Genomic DNA, 18,460 nt, shown 5'->3' with positions numbered 1-18,460 from the left:
TTGAAACGCTCGCCTTCGGTGCGACGAGGGTCCAAATCGCGCCATACCCGACCGCGATGCGTTCGCTCTGCTCGCGAGGCGGGGTCCGTCGATGCATATGCGTCGAACGCCCGACACGATGGGTGCGTGTGTCGCGAGATGCTTGGCTTATTGCACAACGCCCATGTCGGCTTTACGGATCGACGGCCTTTCCGATCAGATGGACAACAGTAGTTGCGATTTCGTCTCTAGCTTTAGGCTAAAGAGCCGCTTTAAGCTGGATCAGCGCTTCAATATCTGACCGAACTCTACGGTTTCCCCGCGCGATCCCAGAACGCCTTGATCTTGCTGAGGAAACCGATGGTATCCGGGTGCGTCGTGTCGTTCGACGCCTTCTCGAATTCCTTCAGCAACTCCTTCTGCTTGCGCGACAGGTTTTGCGGCGTCTCCACCTCAACCTGCACGTAAAGATCGCCGGTCAGCTTTGACCGAAGCACTGGCATACCTTTGCCGCGAAGGCGGAACTGCTTGCCGGTTTCGGTCCCCTCGGGGATCTTCACCCGCGCGCGGCCACCGTCAATCGTCGGCACTTCGACCTGCCCGCCGAGCGCCGCCGTCACCATGGTGATCGGCACGCGGCAGAACAGATCCGCTCCGTCGCGTTGGAAGATGTCGTCGGGCATGATCGACAGGAAGATGTAGAGATCGCCCGCCGGACCGCCGCGAATGCCAGCCTCGCCCTCGCCCGCAAGTCGGATGCGCGTCGAATCCTCGACGCCCGACGGGATGTTGACCGAGAGCGTGCGCTCGCGCGTCACCCGCCCGCTGCCGGAGCAGACCGTGCAAGGCTTCTGAATAATCTCGCCGCGCCCTTGGCAAGTCATGCAGGTGCGCTCGATGGTGAAGAAGCCCTGACTCGCACGCACCTTGCCGAAGCCTTGGCAGGTCGGGCAAGTCACGGGGCTGGAGCCAGATTCCGCGCCAGCACCGCCGCACGCCTCGCACGTGACGGAAGCGGGCACGCGAATCTGCGCCGTCTTGCCGTAAAAGGCTTCGGCGAGAGAAATCTCCATGTTGTATTTGAGATCGGAGCCGCGTTCCTTGGCGCTGCGTCCGCGCGTGCGGCGGCCACCCATAAACTCGCCGAACAGGTCGTCGAAGATCTCCGACATCGAAGCCGAGAAGTCCGAGCCGAAGCCGTAGCCCCCATTCGCTCCCGCGCCTTCGAAGGCTGCGTGGCCGAATTGGTCGTAGGCGGCGCGCTTCTGCGGGTCTTTCAGCGCCTCGTAGGCTTCATTAACTTCCTTGAACTGAATTTCGGCCGTGGCGCTGCCCGGGTTGCGATCCGGGTGACATTCTTTTGCAAGCTTCCGAAAAGCGCTTTTGATTTCGTGATCGGCTGCGCCCTTTTTCAGCCCGAGCACCTCGTAATAATCGCGCTTCATGGTGTGTTGTTAAGATCCTTGATCATCAGCCTTAGCCTGCAAAAGATCAGCTTAAGCTTGGCGGACGCAGTTTGTGCGCCGGTCCGGCCAAGCCGGGCTGCGGAATCGCGGGGAGACTTGGCGCCTCCCCGCTTCTATTTTTAGGCCGACTTCTTCTTGTCGTCCTTGACTTCCTCGAACTCGGCATCGACGACGCCATCGGATGCCGTCGAGCCACCAGCGGCACCGCCCTGCGGGCCGCCCGCTCCGGGCGCAGCGCCGCCTGCGTCACCACCAGCCTGACGGTAAAGCGCTTCACCGAGCTTCATCGCGGCCTTGGCAAGCTCATCGGCCTTGGCGCTGATCTGCGCGGCATCTTCGCCCGTCGAAGCGGTTTTCAACTCGGCGACGGCAGCTTCGACCGCCTTCTTGTCGCTGTCGGAAACCTTGTCGCCAAGTTCAACCAGCGTCTTCTCGGTCGAGTGAATGAGCGCTTCCGCCTGGTTTTTGGCCTCGACCAGCTCGCGGCGCTTCTTGTCTTCCGCGGCGTGGGTCTCGGCTTCCTTGACCATGCGGTCGATGTCGTTGTCGGACAAACCGCCCGACGCCTGAATGCGGATCGACTGCGCCTTGCTTGTGGCCTTGTCCAGCGCGGACACGTTCACGATGCCGTTCGCGTCGATGTCGAACGTAACTTCGATCTGCGGCACCCCGCGCGGTGCGGGCGGAATGCCCACGAGGTCGAATTGTCCGAGCATCTTGTTGTCCGCCGCCATCTCGCGCTCGCCCTGGAAGACGCGAATGGTCACCGCGTTCTGATTATCCTCGGCGGTCGAGAAGACCTGGCTCTTCTTCGTCGGGATGGTCGTGTTGCGGTCGATAAGGCGGGTGAACACGCCGCCGAGCGTCTCGATGCCGAGCGAGAGCGGCGTGACGTCGAGCAGCAGCACGTCCTTCACGTCGCCCTGAAGCACGCCCGCCTGAATGGCTGCGCCCATGGCCACGACTTCATCCGGGTTGACGCCCTTGTGAGGCTCCTTGCCGAAGAAGTTCTTCACGATTTGCACGATCTTCGGCATGCGCGTCATGCCGCCGACGAGCACGACTTCGTCGATTTCGGCCGCTTTCAGCCCGGCATCGCGGAGGGCCGCTTCGCAGGGGCCGATGGTCCGCTGCACGAGATCGTCCACGAGGCTTTCGAGCTTGGAGCGCGTCAGCTTCATCGTCAGATGCTTCGGGCCGCTCGCATCGGCGGTAATGAACGGCAGGTTGATTTCGGTCTGCTGGGCGCTGGAAAGCTCGATCTTCGCCTTCTCGGCGGCTTCCTTGAGGCGCTGAAGCGCCAGCTTGTCGCTGCGAAGGTCGATGCCATTCTCGCGCTTGAATTCGCTCGCGAGGTAATCGACGAGGCGCATGTCGAAGTCTTCACCGCCGAGGAACGTGTCGCCGTTGGTGGACTTCACCTCAAACACGCCATCGCCGATTTCGAGCACGGAAATATCGAACGTACCGCCACCAAGGTCGTACACGGCGATGGTTTTCGATTCTTTCTTCTTGTCGAGTCCGTAGGAAAGCGCGGCGGCCGTCGGCTCGTTGATGATGCGGAGAACTTCGAGGCCCGCGATGCGACCGGCGTCCTTGGTGGCCTGACGCTGGGCATCGTTAAAGTAGGCGGGAACGGTAATGACGGCTTTCTCGACCTTTTCGCCGAGATATGCTTCTGCCGTTTCCTTCATCTTCTGAAGAATGAAGGCCGAAATTTGAGAAGGAGAGTATTTCTTGCCGTTGGACTCGACCCAAGCGTCCCCATTGTCGCCGCGAACGATCTTGTAGGGAACGAGGTTCATGTCCTTCTTGACGATTTCGTCGTCGAAGCGGCGGCCGACAAGGCGCTTGATCGCGAAAAATGTGCTTTCCGGATTCGTAACGGCCTGACGCTTGGCGGGCAGGCCGATCAGACGCTCGCCGTCATTGGTGAATGCCACCATGGACGGCGTCGTGCGCATGCCCTCTGAATTCTCGATGACCTTTGGATGGCTTCCCTCCATGACGGACACGCAAGAATTGGTCGTGCCCAAGTCAATGCCAATCACTTTCGACATGGTTTAGAACCTCGTGCTGCTCATTCTTGTCGCGAGACGACAGGCTGCCAAAGCCAGCCACCCCGTATTTATTTGATGTCTTCGTCCCGCGCCGAGAATGTTTATCTCGAATTGGTGTTCATATAGGGGAGCGCTTGAAGCCGCGCAAGCACCAGCGGCTCGCCGTAACGCTTCCGACGTGCTTCACGAACAGGATATTGTCTTGGGTGCCGAAATATGGCGCCATCAGGAGCATTTCGCCGCATGCGGGGACCGGCGAAAATCGTGCAAATTCCGTCGTAAAGCACCCCGTCGATGTGGCCGCGATGGGGCAAGAGTGTGGCGTCGGGGCCCTTGGCGCAAAAAATGGCCATCCTTTTCCGGCTTGTGAAGGCGCCAACCGTGGGCTGGCGACGGTTGTGGCGTGCCGATGCGGCGTCAAGGCGCGCGCGCCGGAGAGAATTTGCGCGCCATTTGGCCTTGCGCGCCCCCGGGGACGGGACAACAATAGTTGTTTCATCCAGGTCGCGCGGCGGCTCGACTGCGCGCCTACCCCGACCGGCTTCAGGTGCCCCAGCCCCACAAGGGCGGGTTCCGGCATTAAAACGCAAGTCCAAGGAGCGTCCATGGACGATACTCTGCCCAGCGCATTCGGCCCGGCGAGCGGCGTGCATCCCCTCACGAAACCGCAGCCCGGCCTTCCTTCCGTCACTGCATTCAATCGCCACGAGCTCAGCGCAATCTTTTCCGTCTACGGCGCGAAAGTCGCTGAGGGCGAGTGGCGCGATTATTCCATCGATTTTCTCAAGGACCGCGCGGTGTTTTCCGTGTTCAGGCGGTCGACCGAAATGCCGCTTTACCGCATCGAAAAGAGCCCGAAGCTCACCAAGCGGCAGGGCGCTTACAGCGTCGTCGCGACGACCGGCCTCATCCTGAAGCGCGGGCACGACCTCGCCAAGGTGCTTCTCGTGCTCGACCGCAAGCTCCGCCTCGTCAAAAGCTGAAACTCTAGGTGGCGGGCGAAAAAAAGGCCCCTTGCGGGGCCTTTTGGCTGCACTTGTGGAGAAGCTATTCGCGACGCTCGCCGAAGAGCTGCATCAACGCAACGAAGATGTTGATGAAGTCGAGATACAGGCTAAGCGCCCCCAGAATGGCCGCGTGCCCGAGGCTCTGGCCCCCATACTGCGCCTGCGCAAGGTAGTTATCCTTGATCTGCTGCGTGTCGTACGCGGTGAGGCCTGTGAAGATCAGCACGGCGAGAACCGAGATCGCGAACTGAAGGCCCGTCGAGCCAAGGAACGCATTCACGATGCTCGCGATCACGAGGCCGATGACGCCCATGATGAGGAACGAGCCGAACTTCGTAAGGTCAGCCTTCGTGGTGTAGCCGTAGATGCTGACGGCACCGAAGGTCGCGGCGGTGATGAAGAAGATGCGCGCGATCGAGGTGCCGGTATAGGCGATGAAAATGCTCGAAAGCGATAGACCCATCAACGCTGCGAACAGCCAGAACACGCCCTGCGCGGTTGCGGTGCTCATCCGGTTGATCGTCGCCGAGAAGGCGAATACCACGATCAACGGCGCGAACATCACGAGCCACTTCACCCAGCTCTTGAAGATGACCGTGCCGAGCGAGGTCAAGCCGACGATCTTGCCGGCATCGTTGGTAATCACGGCCTGGCTGTAGATGGTGTAGGCCATGATGCCCGTCACCAGCAGCCCGATGCCCATGTAACTGTAAACGCGGATCATATGAGCGCGCAGACCCTCGTCAATCGCGAAGGCGTCCGTGCGCGCGCGAGCATTTGCGTTATATGCTCGAGACGTGTCGTAGTCTGCCATTGTCCTCTTTGGTCCCTGACATTTTTCTCAAAAGGTCTGCGCAGAAGGTCTTCCAGGTTTCACCCCGGACGGCCTGGAGCACGGCCTATTGTCAGGCGGCCTGCCCTGTCGTCGCCATCCAGACGTTCACTCGGAACGCAGATATTGCGCCGGTTTCGCTGAAAGGACTTTGAACGTCCCCAACGCACCCAGCGCAGTGACGAATATGGTTTCAATCACCGATGGCTGCAATAGCGCCGATAGCGAGACTACAAAAGTTAATCCCATGACATATTTCACGATAACCCACGCTGCCAGAAGCCCAAGCGCGGCCGCGACGGCCGAAAGGCACATCGCGAGGATCAGATATTCAAGGATATGCGCCGTTATGACGCGGCGCTTGCTCGCGCCGAGGGTGCGCAGCACAACCGCTTCATAGATCCGCCGCCGCTGCGCCGTGAGCAGTGCGCCTGCCACAACCAGTGCGCCCATGATGAGCGTGACACTGCCCGCCGCGCGAACCGCCGTCATGATTTTCTCGAACACGCCGTTGAACGCGGCGAGAGCATCGCGCACGCGCACGGCTGACACGGCGGGATAAGCGCCCGCGACGGCCTTCATCACGTCGGCTTCCGCCTTCGCGTCGGGCGTCTGGCCCTCCGGCCATGACAGCGTCGCGAGCCATGTGAACGGCGCGGCCTTGAGCGCGTTCGGTGAGAAGATCATCACGAAGTTGATGTCGATCGAACCCCACTTGACACTGCGAAAGTTGGCGATCTTCGCCTGCATGTTTCGGCCGAGGACGTTGACCGTCACCGTGTCGCCAATCGCGAGCCCGAGCGCCTTGCCGATCTCCGCCTCGAACGAAACAAGCGCCTCGCCATTATGGTCGGCGGGCCACCATGCGCCTTCGGTGATCTGCGAGCCGGACGGCACAGCGTCCGAATAGGTGATGCCACGGTCGCCATTCAGCACCCATTCCGCCGACGACGGAGCCTTGATCTGCTCCACCGGCACACCCTTCAACGCGACGAGCCGTCCGCGCAGCATGGGCGCGGTGGCGATACGCGCGTCGGGCGCCTTTTCTTCCAGCAAGTCCTCGAACGCGACGAGGCTGGGCTTCGGGATGCCGATAAAGAAGTAGCTCGGCGCGTGCTCCGGCAGCCGCGTCTTGAGTTCGTTCGTCAGCGATGCGTCGACCAGCGAAACGGCGGTCAGCAGCGTCAGTCCCGCGCCGAGCGACAGCGCGATGGTGCGCGCGAGGCTCGCCGGTCCCGCGATGTTGGCGAGCGCGAGCGCCACTTCAGGCCGCTTCGGCCTGGGAAGCCGCGCGGCGAACCGGCGTATACCCGCGCCGATGAACCAGAATAGCACGAAGACCGCGAACAAGGCCGCAGCGGTCACGGCCGCGATCTTCTGGTTCTGCGACAGAAGAATGGCGGCGGCAGCGAGCAGCGCCACCGCGCCGAGCGAGGCGTAGCGATAGGCGCGCGGCGGAAACCACGTCGCGTCCTCGCTACCGTTGCGGAACAGTTCGGCGGCGCGAACCTGTTGCGCGCGACCCAGCGGCCAAAGGATGAAGGGCAGCGCCGTCAGCGCACCGAACAACGCCGCGAGGCCGAGCGCTTCCGGCTGGAAACCCGGCTCAAGGCTCACCGGCAGGAGGCCGCTCGCCAGCCCCGCGACGAGCCACGGCACGGCGATTGCGATCCCGAAGCCGATTAGAATGCCAAGCGCGGCGAACAGCGCCATCTCGATGAAAAATACCTGAAAGATGGTGCGCTGCGATGCGCCGAGCGCCTTGAAAGTGGCGATGGTCCGCCGCCGCCGCTCGACGAATGCCGACACCGCGTTCGCCACGCCGATGCCACCCGTCAGCATCGCCGTCAGCCCCACCAGCGTCAGAAACTCGGCGAGCCGGTCCAGCGTGTTGCGGATGCCGGGCGTGGGGTCGGAGGTGTCGCGCACCAGAAAGCCCGCCTCGGGAAACGCCGTGGATAGCGCGGCCTTGAATGTCGGCGGCGCGCCGCCCTCAACCTTGATGCGATAGGCCCAGCGCACGAGCGCGCCCGGTTCCGCGATCCCGGTCGCCTTCAACGCGTGAGCCGACATGAGGATGCGCGCGCCGAAAGCCGGACCCGCCGCGAAACGGTCAGGCTCTTGTCCGAGCACGGCGACGACCGGGAACGACGCCTTGCCGAGCGTGATCTCGTCGCCGAGCTTTAGGCCCAGTTGGTCCAGTATGGTGCGGTCCACGGCCAGCCCGCCACCCCGGAGGGCATTGAGGCCGTCGCCCTCTTCCATCGTCACCGCGCCATAAAGCGGATAGGCGCTGTCCACGGCCTTGAGGTCGACCAGCGCCTGCGCGTTCGCGTCGGGCCGCCGCGCCATCGCCCGCATGGTCGCCACCTCGCTCACGCGGCCAACGCTTTCGAGGAAGGCGCGCTCGTCCGCATTTGCCTGCCGATGGATGAGCGTCGCCTCGACGTCGCCACCGAGCAGCAACGTCGCGTCTCGCGCCAGCGCATCGCGGATCGCGCCCGAAAGCCCGTTGATCGCGCCGATGGCGCCCGTGCCTAGCGCGATGCAGATCAGGAAGATCCAGAAGCCCGCCACGCCGCCGCGAAGGTCGCGCAGCGCAAGGCGAAGGGCGAGCGGCAGCGCCGGGCCGCGCGAATGCGGCGCATCCGTTTCGGCGGCGACCGTCATGCCGACGCCGTTTCATGGATCGACGCCGCGATCCGCCCGTCATGCATGGCGACGACGCGCTCGCAGCGTTTCGCCAGCGCCGTGTCATGCGTTACGAGCACAAGCGTCGTGCCGAAGCGGCGATGCAGCGAAAAGATCAGATCCATGATTTGCCGCCCGGTCTCTCCGTCGAGGTTGCCGGTCGGTTCGTCCGCGAACAGGATTTTCGGCTCGGCGACGAGCGCCCGGGCGAGCGCGACGCGCTGCTGTTCGCCACCCGAAAGCTGCCCCGGCACGTGGTGAAAGCGCCCCGACAGCCCGACCTCGGAAAGCACCGCCTCCGCTCGCTCGAACGCATCGGCGCGATTGAGAAATTCGAGCGGCAGAGCCACATTCTCGATGGCCGTCATGGTCGGGATCAGGTGGAAGGACTGGAACACGATGCCGATGGAGCGACCCCGGATCGCGGCGAGCGCGTCCTCGCCAAGCGTCGTGAAATCCTCGCCCGCGACGACGACGCGGCCCGAGGTGGCGGCTTCGAGGCCGGTCATCACCATGAGCAGCGACGATTTGCCGGAACCGCTCGGCCCGACGAGCGCCACGGACTGGCCCTCGGGCACGGCGAGATCGATACCGCGCAGGATGTCGACGGAGCCCGCGCGGCTTTTCAGCGTGAGCGTTACGCCTTTCAGATCTATGACGGGTGCGGCGCGGCGAGGGGTGCCTGCGTGCGGCGCTTCGGAAACCGAGGGGAATTGCAAATGAGACACCGTTTCGAGACTTCGTTGCCGCGCTTCATATGGATAGGATTGTTCGCAATTTCGACCGCGTGCGCCGCGATTTTTGTAACCGCTTTCGCCATTGCGCCCGCGCGCGCAGCCGAGCCGGAGAAGGAAATCGTGATCCTCGCGCTTGGCGACAGCCTGACGGCGGGCTTTCAGCTCCCGCCCGACAAGGCGTTTCCGGCGCAATTACAAGCCGCGCTCCGGGCGAAGGGCCACGCCGTGCGCGTTCTGAATGCGGGCGTCTCCGGCGACACGGCGGCGGATGGCGCGGCGCGGCTCGACTGGAGCATGTCCGAGCCGGCGGATGCGGCGATTGTCGAACTCGGCGCGAACGACATGCTGCGCGGCCTCGATCCGAAGCAGACGGAAGCCTCGCTCGATGCGATCCTGAAGGCGCTATCCGACAAGCGCGTCGACCTTCTCATCGCGGGCATGGAGCCGTTGCGCAATTGGGGCGAGGATTACGCCGCGCAATTCCGCGCGATGTGGCCGCGACTCGCGAAGGATTACAACGCGATCCTCTATCCGTTCTTTCTCAAGGGCGTCGCGACGGTCGCCGCGCTCAACCAGCCGGACGGCCTGCACCCGACCGGCGACGGCGTCGCGGTCATTGTGCGCAATATCCTGCCCGACGTCGAAAAGCTGATCGCGCGGGTGAAGGAGCGGCGATCCGGCACGCACTGATTCAACTTTTAATTGAATGCGAATAACGGAAAAAGCCCCGCGCAGGGTTCTTCGTAAAGACTGTCCTCCAACGAATCTGGAGGATCGAAACTATGCGCGCCGGAGAAGTCATCCCGTTCCACCGCAGCGTCTGGCCTTCGCACATCAATGTCAGCCCGGCCCCTGAGACGCAGGGCGCGAACATCACCATCTCGCGCAACGAGACGAGTGTTTCCATCGTCGCCAGCGAAGAGGAAGCGGGCGCGTTGACGATCTCGACGCCGCGTGGCCCGCTCGAAGAGCAGGTCGATTGGCGCAACCTGAAGGACTTTCCGTTCATCGAAGAGGTCACGACCGAACGCACCGCCATGGGCGAGGTCCGCAAGTTGCGCCTCGCCAAGTTCGACGATGTCGTCATCGGCGCCGACGCGCGCGGCAACGTCTACATCGACTGGCGAAGCTGAGCGCGCGAAGGCTGGCGATGGAGGCGCGTTGCCTCGTTCGCCGTGCCGCGTTCTCTATCGCCCGACCTCGAACTTGACGCCCTGCGCGAGCGGCAGCGTCGAGCCGTAGTTTATGGTGTTGGTCGCGCGGCGCATATACGCCTTCCACGAGTCGGAGCCAGCCTCGCGGCCGCCGCCCGTTTCCTTCTCGCCGCCGAACGCACCGCCGATCTCCGCCCCGGACGGGCCGATGTTGACGTTCGCGATGCCGCAATCCGAGCCGCGCGCCGACAGGAACCGTTCCGCCTCGCGCAGATCGTTCGTGAAGATGGACGACGAAAGCCCCTGCGGAACCTCGTTGTTCAGGCGAATGGCTTCCTCAAGCTCGTTGTAACGGATCACATAGAGGATCGGCGCGAAGGTTTCCTTTAGCACCGGCCCCACCTGCTCGGGCATCTCGATCAGCGTCGGCTGCACATAGACGCCACCCTCCGGCACGCCCGCGCGGATGCGCTCGCCGCCGGTGAAGAGGCTGCCGCCCGACGCCTTCGCCTCCTCGAACGCCTTGTACATACCGGCGTAGGCCGCCTCGTCGATCAGCGGGCCGACAAGGGTGCCGTCGTCCAGCGGGTTGCCGACCTTCACGGTCGCATAAGCCTGCTTCAGGCGCGGGACGAGCTTGTGATAGACGGAATTATGCACGAACAGCCGCCGCAGCGACGTGCAGCGCTGCCCCGCCGTGCCCATCGCGGCGAAGGCGACGGCGCGAAGGCTCAGGTCGATGTCGGCCGTTGGGCAGACGATGGCCGCGTTGTTGCCGCCGAGTTCAAGGATGGCGCGGGCGAAGCGCGAGGCGAGCCGAGGGCCGACCGCACGGCCCATCGCCGTGGAACCGGTGGCGGAGACGAGCGGCACGCGTGGGTTATCGACCAGCGCCTCGCCGGCCTCGCGCGCGCCGATTACGACTGCCGAAAGCCCGTCCGGCGCGATGTGACCCGCCTTGCGGTATCGCGCCACCGCCCGCTCGAATATGGCCTGCGTGGCGAGCGCGGTCAGCGGCGTCTTCTCCGACGGCTTCCACACGCACGCGTTGCCGCAGACGAGTGCGAGCGACGCGTTCCACGCCCACACCGCCACAGGAAAGTTGAACGCCGAGATAATGCCGACGACGCCCAGCGGATGCCACGTCTCCATCATGCGATGATCGGCGCGCTCGCTCGCGATGGTGAGGCCGTAAAGCTGGCGCGAGAGTCCCACGGCGAAATCGCAGATGTCGATCATCTCCTGCACCTCGCCGAGGCCTTCGGAAACGATCTTTCCGGTCTCGATGGTGACGAGGCGGCCGAGCGCGGGCTTGTTGGCGCGGAGTTCCTCGCCGAACAGCCGCACAAGTTCGCCGCGCACGGGCGCCGGAACGCTGCGCCATGCGAGGAATGCCGCGTGCGCCGCGTCAACCGCTGCATTCATGTCCGCCGCGCCGCCGAGCCGCACGCGTCCGATGATCTCGCCCGTGATCGGGGTCTTCGCCTCGAACGCGCCGCCCGACAAAGTCTCGCTCGCAACACCCAAATCTTCGAGCAGCGCGCGGACATCGCGGGGGATAGAGCCGGTCTCGGGAACTGAAGTCATCGATTTTTCCTTAACGAGCAGGGAATGTGCCGCATGGCTTCGCTTGTCGTCTGGAAGCAATGCCGGTACCTTTTCAGTATAATATTGGAACGCTCGATAAAGAGCGGAAGAACCATGGGAAAGCGCGCTTGAGCGGGGCTAATGGTGTAACGTTCGAGCCGGTCGAACTGGCGAGATCGAAAGTCTTGCAGGATCACTTCCGCGAGACCTACGCGAAGATTTTCGCTGACCCGAATACCCCGCGCACCGTTGTCATCGTGCCAAGCATCACCTTCGACCGCGAAGTGATGGCGCGCATCGCGGGCGTACATCACTACGAGGAGCGGCTGCTTTGCCTGCTTCTGCTGCTGCGCTTCCCGCGCACCCGTGTGATCTACGTCACAAGCACGCCCATCGCCACGCCGATCATCGACTATTACCTGCATCTTCTGCCGGGCATCCCGGCCCAGCATGCCAAGAAGCGGCTCGTGCTTCTCTCCTGCTACGACAGTTCCGACGCGCCGCTTTCCGCGAAGATCCTCGCGCGCCCGCGCCTAATCGAGCGGATCAAGGCCGCAATCCCCGATCCGCACGCGGCGCATGTGACCTTTTTCACGGTGACGCCGCTCGAAAAAAAGCTCGCTCTGAAGCTCGACCTGCCGATTTACGGCTCCGATCCCGAGGTTTCCTGCTGGGGGTCGAAGAGCGGATCGCGCAAGATTTTCAGGGAAGCGGGCATCGCCATGCCCGCAGGCTTCGAAGACCTGAAGAACGCGGACGACATCGTGGATGCGCTCGTCACGCTGAAGGAGCGGAATCCGGCGCTGCGCCGCGCCGTGGTGAAGCTGAATGACGGCTTCTCGGGGGAAGGCAACGCGGTGTTCTGCTTCCAGGGCGCGCCGGAGGCCGGCCTTCGCGAGTGGGTGGGTGAGCAGCTTCCGCATCTCGGCTTTCAATCGGCGGAAATGACGTTCGACGCCTTCATGGAAAAATTCGAGCTGATGGGCGGCATCGTGGAGGAGTTCCTTGAGGGCAAGATCAAGCGTTCGCCCTCATCGCAATTCCGCGTCGATCCGATGGGGACGCTTGAGACCATCTCGACGCACGATCAGGTGCTCGGCGGGGCGAACGAGCAGGTTTTTCTCGGCTGCAAATTCCCGGCGGATGAAAGCTATCGCCTCGACATTCAGGAACTCGGCCGCCGCGCGGGCGAGGTGCTTGCGTCGAAGGGTGCGCTCGGCCGCTTCGCCATCGATTTCATGTCGGTGAAGGACGACGAAGACGCGCCGTGGCGGCATTACGCCATCGAGATCAACTTGCGGAAGGGCGGCACCACGCACCCGTTCCTCATGCTGCAATACCTCACGGCGGGGCGCTACGAGCGCGAAACCGGTCTGTTTTACAGCGCGGCGGGCAAGCCTTGCTTCTATTACGCGTCGGACAATCTCCACGCGGACCATTATCGCGGGCTGACCCCGACCGACCTCATCGACATCGCCGCGACGCAGCGGCTGCATTTCGACGCCGCGAAGCAGGAAGGCGTCGTGTTTCATCTCGTCGGCGCGTTGTCGGAGTTCGGCAAGCTCGGCGTGCTCGCCATCGGCGACACGCAGGAGAAGGCTTATCAGTCCTACATGCGAAGCGTGGCGATCCTCGACGAAGAGGGCACGCGGCACGATGGCGACTAGTTAAAGGCGCCAGCGGGCACGCTGTCATTCTACGCCGCCCGAGCTGCCGATATAGCGCAGCGCACCCGTTGAAAGTGCGCCGCCGACCACGCAGGGAATGCCCGCCGTTCCGACGCTCGCCACCGCGAGGCCGAGGCAACCCGCCGACACTGCCGCCTGGCCGACCGAACCCCAGGTGAGAAGATCGCGCGTGGAGCCGGGCCCTTTGCGCTTCAACTCGTCGAGCGCTGCGAGCGCGTCCTTGCCGAGCCGCGCGGTGTCCGCGAGTTCCGCCGCTTCGATCACTTCCGCGAGGATGGGCTTCACCTTCTTCGGTTGCCGCTCCTGCAAATTCTTCAGCACGCGCAGAAGATCCGCGTCGCGCGCCGCGTTCGACGCCAGCGTGAAGCGCGCCATGCTGCCGATGGTGAGCTTGTCCACGCTGTCGCGCTCCTTCGACCATGGCAGCAGCGTCACGATCTGCGCGATCGGCCCCTCGCGGCCCGTCGCGAAATAGATGCCCCACAGCGTGTCGATCAGCTCCGCGTTGGAGGCAAAGGTGATCTGGCGCTTCTTCTCTTCTTTTTCCTTTTCCTTGTCCTTGAAGAACATGTCGCCGTTGAAGAAGCTCTGAACCTTCTCGACCGTGCCGGGCTTGTAGGGTTCGAGCGCGATCTGGTTCAGCGTCGGCAACTCGCCCGAAAGATAGCGTTCGGCCATCACGCGCCGGTCAGGCAGGCGAGCCGCCAGTACGCTCATGTGATTGCGCCAGTCCGGGATCTGGGAATAGGCGACGGCGCGGATCACGATCCACTGATCCTCGAAGGGCAGCGGCAGCGTTTTCTCGATGATGGCCTGCGCCTTTTTCGGGTTCGCGTTCAGCACCCCGGCGAGGAAGCCGACATAGAGGCCGGATGAATCCGGCTCCTTCAGCGCGCCGGAATGGCTCAGCATCTGGATCACGGCGGGAACCGCGAGCGGCTCGGGCTTCGCGCGATATTTCTTGATCCAGCGTTGACCGGCCTCCGGCCAATTGGCGGTTGCGGGCGGCGGAGCGGCGCTGGCCGGCAGGATAAGCGCGAGGATGAGGAACGAGATGAGAAAACGGCGCATGGACTCTGTACTCGAAGGCGAACGCGACCGGGAGCCGATCTGGCCCTCGATGGGCCGAGACTGAAGCGCGGCGGCATGGCCATTTTGTGAAGCGACTATGGCACGGCGGCCACAAGCTTCGCGCGAGGCCGGAAGCCAGGGCGCCGTCAAAATGGCCGAGGCGGCGTTTGCGCGCAGGGTTTCGATGTGGCACCTGTTGGGCCAATCGCGCGTTTACGAGGGCGCCCGGACCGCCTCGCCCAAAGACGGAGTAAATCCATGAACGACCCCACGGTTCACCTGACGCAACTCGGGCAGCGTGCCGACTTGCCCGCATCGCCGGACGCGGCCGCGCTCGAAACCGTTCCGAACCCGCACCCGGGCTCGCTCTACGTCGTGCGCTTCACCGCGCCGGAATTTACCTCGCTCTGCCCCGTGACGGGCCAGCCGGATTTCGCGCACATTGTGATCGACTACGTCCCGCGCGACCTGCTCGTGGAGTCGAAGTCGCTGAAGCTCTATCTCGGCGCGTTTCGCAATCACGGCGCGTTCCACGAGGATTGCACCGTCGCCATCGGCAAGCGGCTCGACGCGACACTGAACCCGCACTGGCTCAGGATCGGCGGTTACTGGTATCCCAGAGGCGGCATGCCCATCGATGTGTTCTTTGCTGTTGGCGATCTTCCGCATGGCCTGTGGGTGCCCGAACAGGGCGTTGCGCCTTACCGTGGGCGCGGCTAAAAATGACGCATGAAAGACCGGCTGATCATCACCAATGGCGACGAGGCGGTCGCGCGCATGCGAGAGGCGCGCATCGACGGCGAAATTCTCCCGTGGCGAGATATTCTCTATGAGGGGCCGGTCCCCGCGCTTCCGCTTGACGAGCTTTCCGACGTGCGCGCCCGTTTTCTCGCGGAGCGCGGCTGGACCTCGGAGGAGGAGCTTCGCGCGGCGTTTCGTGCTCGTGACGACGTCTTGCGCGGTCATGCGGAATTTCGCGAAATCGTGCTGTGGTTCGAGCACGATCTCTACGACCAGTTGCAACTCGTTCAAGTGCTCGATTTTCTCGCGGGCGAAGGGCGGCGCGAGGGCGTGTCGCTCATTCAGTCGGGGCGTTACATCGGCACCGAGACGCCGCGCGGCCTGAAGCAGCATCTCCACCTTCAGGAGCGCGCGACGGACGCGCATTTCGCGCTCGCGCGGCTTGCATGGAGCGCGTTCCGTGCCCCTTCGCCAGAGCCGTGGGCGAACCTGCTGCGCCTGAGCACCCACGTTCTGCCGTTCCTGCGCCTTGCGATGCTGCGGCTCCTCGAAGAATTGCCGGATCATCGCACCGGTCTTTCGCGCACGGAAACGACCATCCTCACGCTGATCCACGACGGCGTTCGGCACCCGGCAGATATCTATGACGCCTATCGCGAGAGCGAGGTGGCGTTGTTCATGGGCGACTGGAGCTTTTATTGCCTGCTGGATGCGCTGGGCGATACCTCGGCGCCGTTTATTGCGGGGCTTAATGGCCGTGCCTTTTCACCCGGGCTGCCGGAGGGCGCGCGTGACGCCTATATGGCTTCGCGGCTTTCGCTGACGCATCTGGGCGTATCGGTGCTTTGCGGCCATGCCGACGCCTTGCAGCATCGGCGCATCGACCGCGCTATCGGCGGCGTTCGCATCACATCGCGCGCGCCGTGGAGATGGGACGCTAGCGCCCGGCGGCTGGTGCCACCCGAAAGCAAGCTGTTAGGTTAAGCGCTCGCGCGCGGCGAAGGCCGTCGGCGCATGACTTCGGAAAAGCGGTGCCGCCGCCGTTTCCCGCGATCAGCCTTGCAAGGCCGGACCGCAGGATGACGTCAGGCGTCTAGGGTTAAAGATAAGGGCACGGCCGTTCGTAGCCGTTCAAATCGATATATGTGCCGGTGTTCGGGTTGAAGGACCGGAACGTGGCCGCACAACGACCGTAGCCATCGTCATAGGCGGCCGGCGGCGGTGCGGCATAAGCCCGATTGGCCTCGTTGGCGATGATCGCGCCGCCGATGATCGCACCCGCGATGCCAAGTCCGATGGCTGCGCCGCCTGGTCCCCGACGACGGTGACCCCAATTGCCGCCGCCACGCGGGCCTGGGCCGAAACCGGGGCCATGCTTCGGACCGGGTTTGAAACCGGGTTTGTGATGTTTCGGACCGGGTCCACCCGGATACTCGACAGCCATGAGGTTGGAAGAAACAGCGCCTTCCAAGCCCGAAACAAGCGGAGCCGCGCTCGCGGAATACTATGTCATGGTCAGAGCAGCACCGAGCGCCGCCGTGGCACAGGATGCTTTAAAAAGCTGGAACATGTTAACCCTCTCTCAATACTAAACCGCCCAACACATCTTAAGATAAGATGGTTCCGCAGCTCAGCCAAGGGTTGAGCATATTACCGTTTAGTTACCATGAAAAGGCGGCCACCCCGAGCGAGAGGGTTGCAATGGTTGTGAGTATCCCGCGAACCCTGCCGTACCAGGCGGGCAGCGGCAATGCGGGCGGGGCGGCCTTTTCAACAAAGAACCAGACCGTGAGCGCCAGCGCGAGAATGGCGAGACCGTCCGGGCCGCCACAGACCGCGCCGATCCACGCCATCAGGGACGGAATTGCCGCCAAACCGTAGGCGCTCCAACTCGCCTCCCCACCTTCGAGCACCGCGAACCCCCAACGGACACCGCCCAAAAAGGATAGCACGATGGCGCCGTAGACGATCAGCGCCGAAGCGGCTTCTGACCTGATCTCGGGTGCAAGACACACGGCGAGAGCGCCAAAGGTGAAGGGAAGTAGGCACGCCAGGCCGATAGCGCGCGCCGGAAACGGCATGGCCTGGGAGGCTTTCGAGTTCGACGGCATCGGCATTGCGATCCACCCTCGGCAAATTCTTATGCGCGCCATTAATTTACCGCAGACGCCATGCTTGAAACTTGCGCTACTCTGGAGCTCCGCAACAGCGCCTTGCTGCATCGGATTTTGACGCGAATTTTATTGCTTTTCTTGTTGCGCTGGTCGGCGGGGACGTGCTGCCGCGCAACTGTCGATGCCCTATACGGGAGGGGTCAGACGACCGTGCTTTCGCCCCAGGCGCGGGCGACCGCGTCGACAAGGCGGCGCGGAGGCGCGGGCTTCGTCAGCACCTCGGCGTTCGGCCACTCGCGCTTGAGTTTGTCCACCTCGGCATAACCCGTGTAGAAAACCACGCCCACACCGCGTTCGGTGAGTACGCGCGCGGCTGGAAAGACCTCCTCACCGCGCAGGCTCACGTCCAGCAACGCGGCGGACATCGGCGTGTTGGCGGCGATGGTCATCGTATGATTGAGGGTAACGGCCGGCCCCAGGATCGACGCTCCGGCCTTCTGAAGCAGGATGCTGATATCGAATGCAAGGATCGCGTCGTCCTCGGCCACGAGTATTTTGGCTCCCTGCAAGGGCATCTCAGAATCGGAACTCATCCTGTCCGCATATCCAAAGCGATAATCCATCGAGAACACATCTAGGGTCACTTGCAAAAATTCCAATCGCTACCTGAGGATGAGAGTCGCAGCGCCGTCCCCTCGCGATCCTTTCGGAGAACTGTTGGAATTGGCAAGCGAAACAGGGCTGTGTTTGTACCACGGCGGGCGTCCCTTCGAAGCGAAACCGTCGATTGTGATGAACCGTTCCCTAGCTTCCGCCCTTGCGTTCGCAATCGCGGATCGCCCCTTCGCAAACCTCGGACGCCAGGCGCCTCCGCCGAAATCGATGAGGATTTCGCTCGCTTTCGACGCTGGTGCACCGCATCCGACGCGCTGGCGCACTCACTGAAATGCCTTTGATACTTAAAGGTTTTCGTCGATTTCCTGCGTGAAGTAAACATCACGTCGGCGGTTTTCTCCCCCCACGCGAAAAAAGGTCTTGACCTTCGGGGCGATATGGCCACTTAAAGCAGCTCGATTGCGAAACGATAGCGCCATATCAGGGCGCCGGGGAGGTGACTTCTGCTCATAAAGGCTGCGCTCTGAGGCTAACCCGCCTCCCGTATGCTGAACGTGCAGAAATACGCCTGTCTGGCAAACTCCGCATAGCGCGGTGAAGCGTTCGTCAGCAGCATCGGATTAACTCTTAAATGGGAGGTCCCATGCGATGGACATTTACCCGACGCCGGCGGAGGTTCTCCGCAAGCTTCATGTAGATCGCCCCGTTCTTGGATTCC

Annotated in this window: 16 protein-coding genes; 6 read left to right on the top strand and 10 right to left on the bottom strand. The window is 63.1% G+C overall.

The window, feature by feature from the left end:
- Positions 1–287 precede the first annotated feature (287 nt).
- Positions 288–1,424: a molecular chaperone DnaJ gene (dnaJ, locus tag RVAN_RS11670; RefSeq protein ID WP_013419921.1), complete on the bottom strand. Its 1,137-nt coding sequence runs from the start codon at positions 1,422–1,424 to the stop codon at positions 288–290.
- Positions 1,425–1,564: 140 nt separating this feature from the next.
- Positions 1,565–3,505 (bottom strand): molecular chaperone DnaK, encoded by a 1,941-nt coding sequence (dnaK, locus tag RVAN_RS11665; protein ID WP_013419920.1) that lies wholly within the window; start codon positions 3,503–3,505, stop codon positions 1,565–1,567.
- Between the two features lie 605 nt (positions 3,506–4,110).
- On the opposite strand from dnaK, the gene RVAN_RS11660 reads away from it, so the two are divergent.
- Positions 4,111–4,488, top strand: coding sequence for a DUF2794 domain-containing protein (locus tag RVAN_RS11660; protein WP_013419919.1), 378 nt, complete (start codon positions 4,111–4,113; stop codon positions 4,486–4,488).
- 64 nt (positions 4,489–4,552) lie between these two features.
- Here the strand turns inward: RVAN_RS11660 and RVAN_RS11655 are convergent, their stop codons facing one another.
- The 3 genes from RVAN_RS11655 to RVAN_RS11645 form a co-directional block, all read right to left on the bottom strand.
- Entirely contained in the window at positions 4,553–5,326 is a 774-nt protein-coding gene (locus RVAN_RS11655) for a Bax inhibitor-1/YccA family protein (protein ID WP_013419918.1), read from the bottom strand.
- Positions 5,327–5,452: 126 nt separating this feature from the next.
- Positions 5,453–8,014 carry an ABC transporter permease gene (locus RVAN_RS11650; RefSeq protein WP_013419917.1) on the bottom strand — a complete coding sequence of 854 codons (2,562 nt, stop codon included), beginning with the start codon at positions 8,012–8,014 and terminating at the stop codon, positions 5,453–5,455.
- On the bottom strand, positions 8,011–8,754 hold the full coding sequence (locus RVAN_RS11645; protein ID WP_013419916.1) for an ABC transporter ATP-binding protein: 744 nt from the start codon (positions 8,752–8,754) through the stop codon (positions 8,011–8,013). Before RVAN_RS11645 ends, RVAN_RS11650 begins: the two co-directional genes overlap by 4 nt.
- Between RVAN_RS11645 and RVAN_RS11640 the strand changes: the two genes are divergently transcribed.
- On the top strand, positions 8,755–9,462 hold the full coding sequence (locus RVAN_RS11640) for an arylesterase (RefSeq protein WP_013419915.1): 708 nt from the start codon (positions 8,755–8,757) through the stop codon (positions 9,460–9,462).
- Between the two features lie 92 nt (positions 9,463–9,554).
- Positions 9,555–9,905, top strand: coding sequence for a hypothetical protein (locus RVAN_RS11635; RefSeq protein WP_013419914.1), 351 nt, complete (start codon positions 9,555–9,557; stop codon positions 9,903–9,905).
- A 54-nt stretch (positions 9,906–9,959) separates the two neighbouring features.
- On the opposite strand, the gene amaB is transcribed toward RVAN_RS11635, so the two are convergent.
- Positions 9,960–11,513, bottom strand: a complete 1,554-nt coding sequence (gene amaB / locus RVAN_RS11630; protein WP_013419913.1) for an L-piperidine-6-carboxylate dehydrogenase — start codon at positions 11,511–11,513, stop codon at positions 9,960–9,962.
- Positions 11,514–11,641: 128 nt separating this feature from the next.
- Between amaB and RVAN_RS11625 the strand changes: the two genes are divergently transcribed.
- Positions 11,642–13,180, top strand: a complete 1,539-nt coding sequence (locus tag RVAN_RS11625) for a peptide ligase PGM1-related protein (protein WP_049779623.1) — start codon at positions 11,642–11,644, stop codon at positions 13,178–13,180.
- Between the two features lie 24 nt (positions 13,181–13,204).
- On the opposite strand, the gene RVAN_RS11620 is transcribed toward RVAN_RS11625, so the two are convergent.
- Positions 13,205–14,272, bottom strand: coding sequence for a hypothetical protein (locus RVAN_RS11620; RefSeq protein WP_013419911.1), 1,068 nt, complete (start codon positions 14,270–14,272; stop codon positions 13,205–13,207).
- 258 nt (positions 14,273–14,530) lie between these two features.
- Here RVAN_RS11620 and queF point away from each other — a divergent pair, with 258 nt between their 5' ends.
- Together queF and RVAN_RS19055 are read left to right on the top strand one after the other, a co-directional pair.
- Positions 14,531–14,992, top strand: a complete 462-nt coding sequence (gene queF / locus RVAN_RS11615; RefSeq protein WP_013419910.1) for a preQ(1) synthase — start codon at positions 14,531–14,533, stop codon at positions 14,990–14,992.
- Between the two features lie 9 nt (positions 14,993–15,001).
- Positions 15,002–15,997 carry a DUF1835 domain-containing protein gene (locus RVAN_RS19055; RefSeq protein ID WP_013419909.1) on the top strand — a complete coding sequence of 332 codons (996 nt, stop codon included), beginning with the start codon at positions 15,002–15,004 and terminating at the stop codon, positions 15,995–15,997.
- A 115-nt stretch (positions 15,998–16,112) separates the two neighbouring features.
- Here the strand turns inward: RVAN_RS19055 and RVAN_RS11605 are convergent, their stop codons facing one another.
- The 3 genes from RVAN_RS11605 to RVAN_RS11595 form a co-directional block, all read right to left on the bottom strand.
- Complete coding sequence (locus RVAN_RS11605; RefSeq protein WP_013419908.1) at positions 16,113–16,457, bottom strand: BA14K family protein; 345 nt, start codon at positions 16,455–16,457, stop codon at positions 16,113–16,115.
- A 217-nt stretch (positions 16,458–16,674) separates the two neighbouring features.
- Positions 16,675–17,130, bottom strand: coding sequence for a DUF3429 domain-containing protein (locus RVAN_RS19050; protein ID WP_013419907.1), 456 nt, complete (start codon positions 17,128–17,130; stop codon positions 16,675–16,677).
- Positions 17,131–17,327: 197 nt separating this feature from the next.
- Positions 17,328–17,720 carry a response regulator gene (locus RVAN_RS11595; protein WP_155942437.1) on the bottom strand — a complete coding sequence of 131 codons (393 nt, stop codon included), beginning with the start codon at positions 17,718–17,720 and terminating at the stop codon, positions 17,328–17,330.
- Between the last annotated feature and the right edge of the window lie 740 nt (positions 17,721–18,460).

Origin of the sequence: Rhodomicrobium vannielii ATCC 17100 (genome assembly GCF_000166055.1) — a bacterium.
In the GTDB taxonomy this organism is placed as follows: Bacteria; Pseudomonadota; Alphaproteobacteria; order Rhizobiales; family Rhodomicrobiaceae; genus Rhodomicrobium; species Rhodomicrobium vannielii.
Note: the sequence above shows the minus strand (reverse complement) of the source record. Positions and strands in the feature narration are given on the sequence as shown.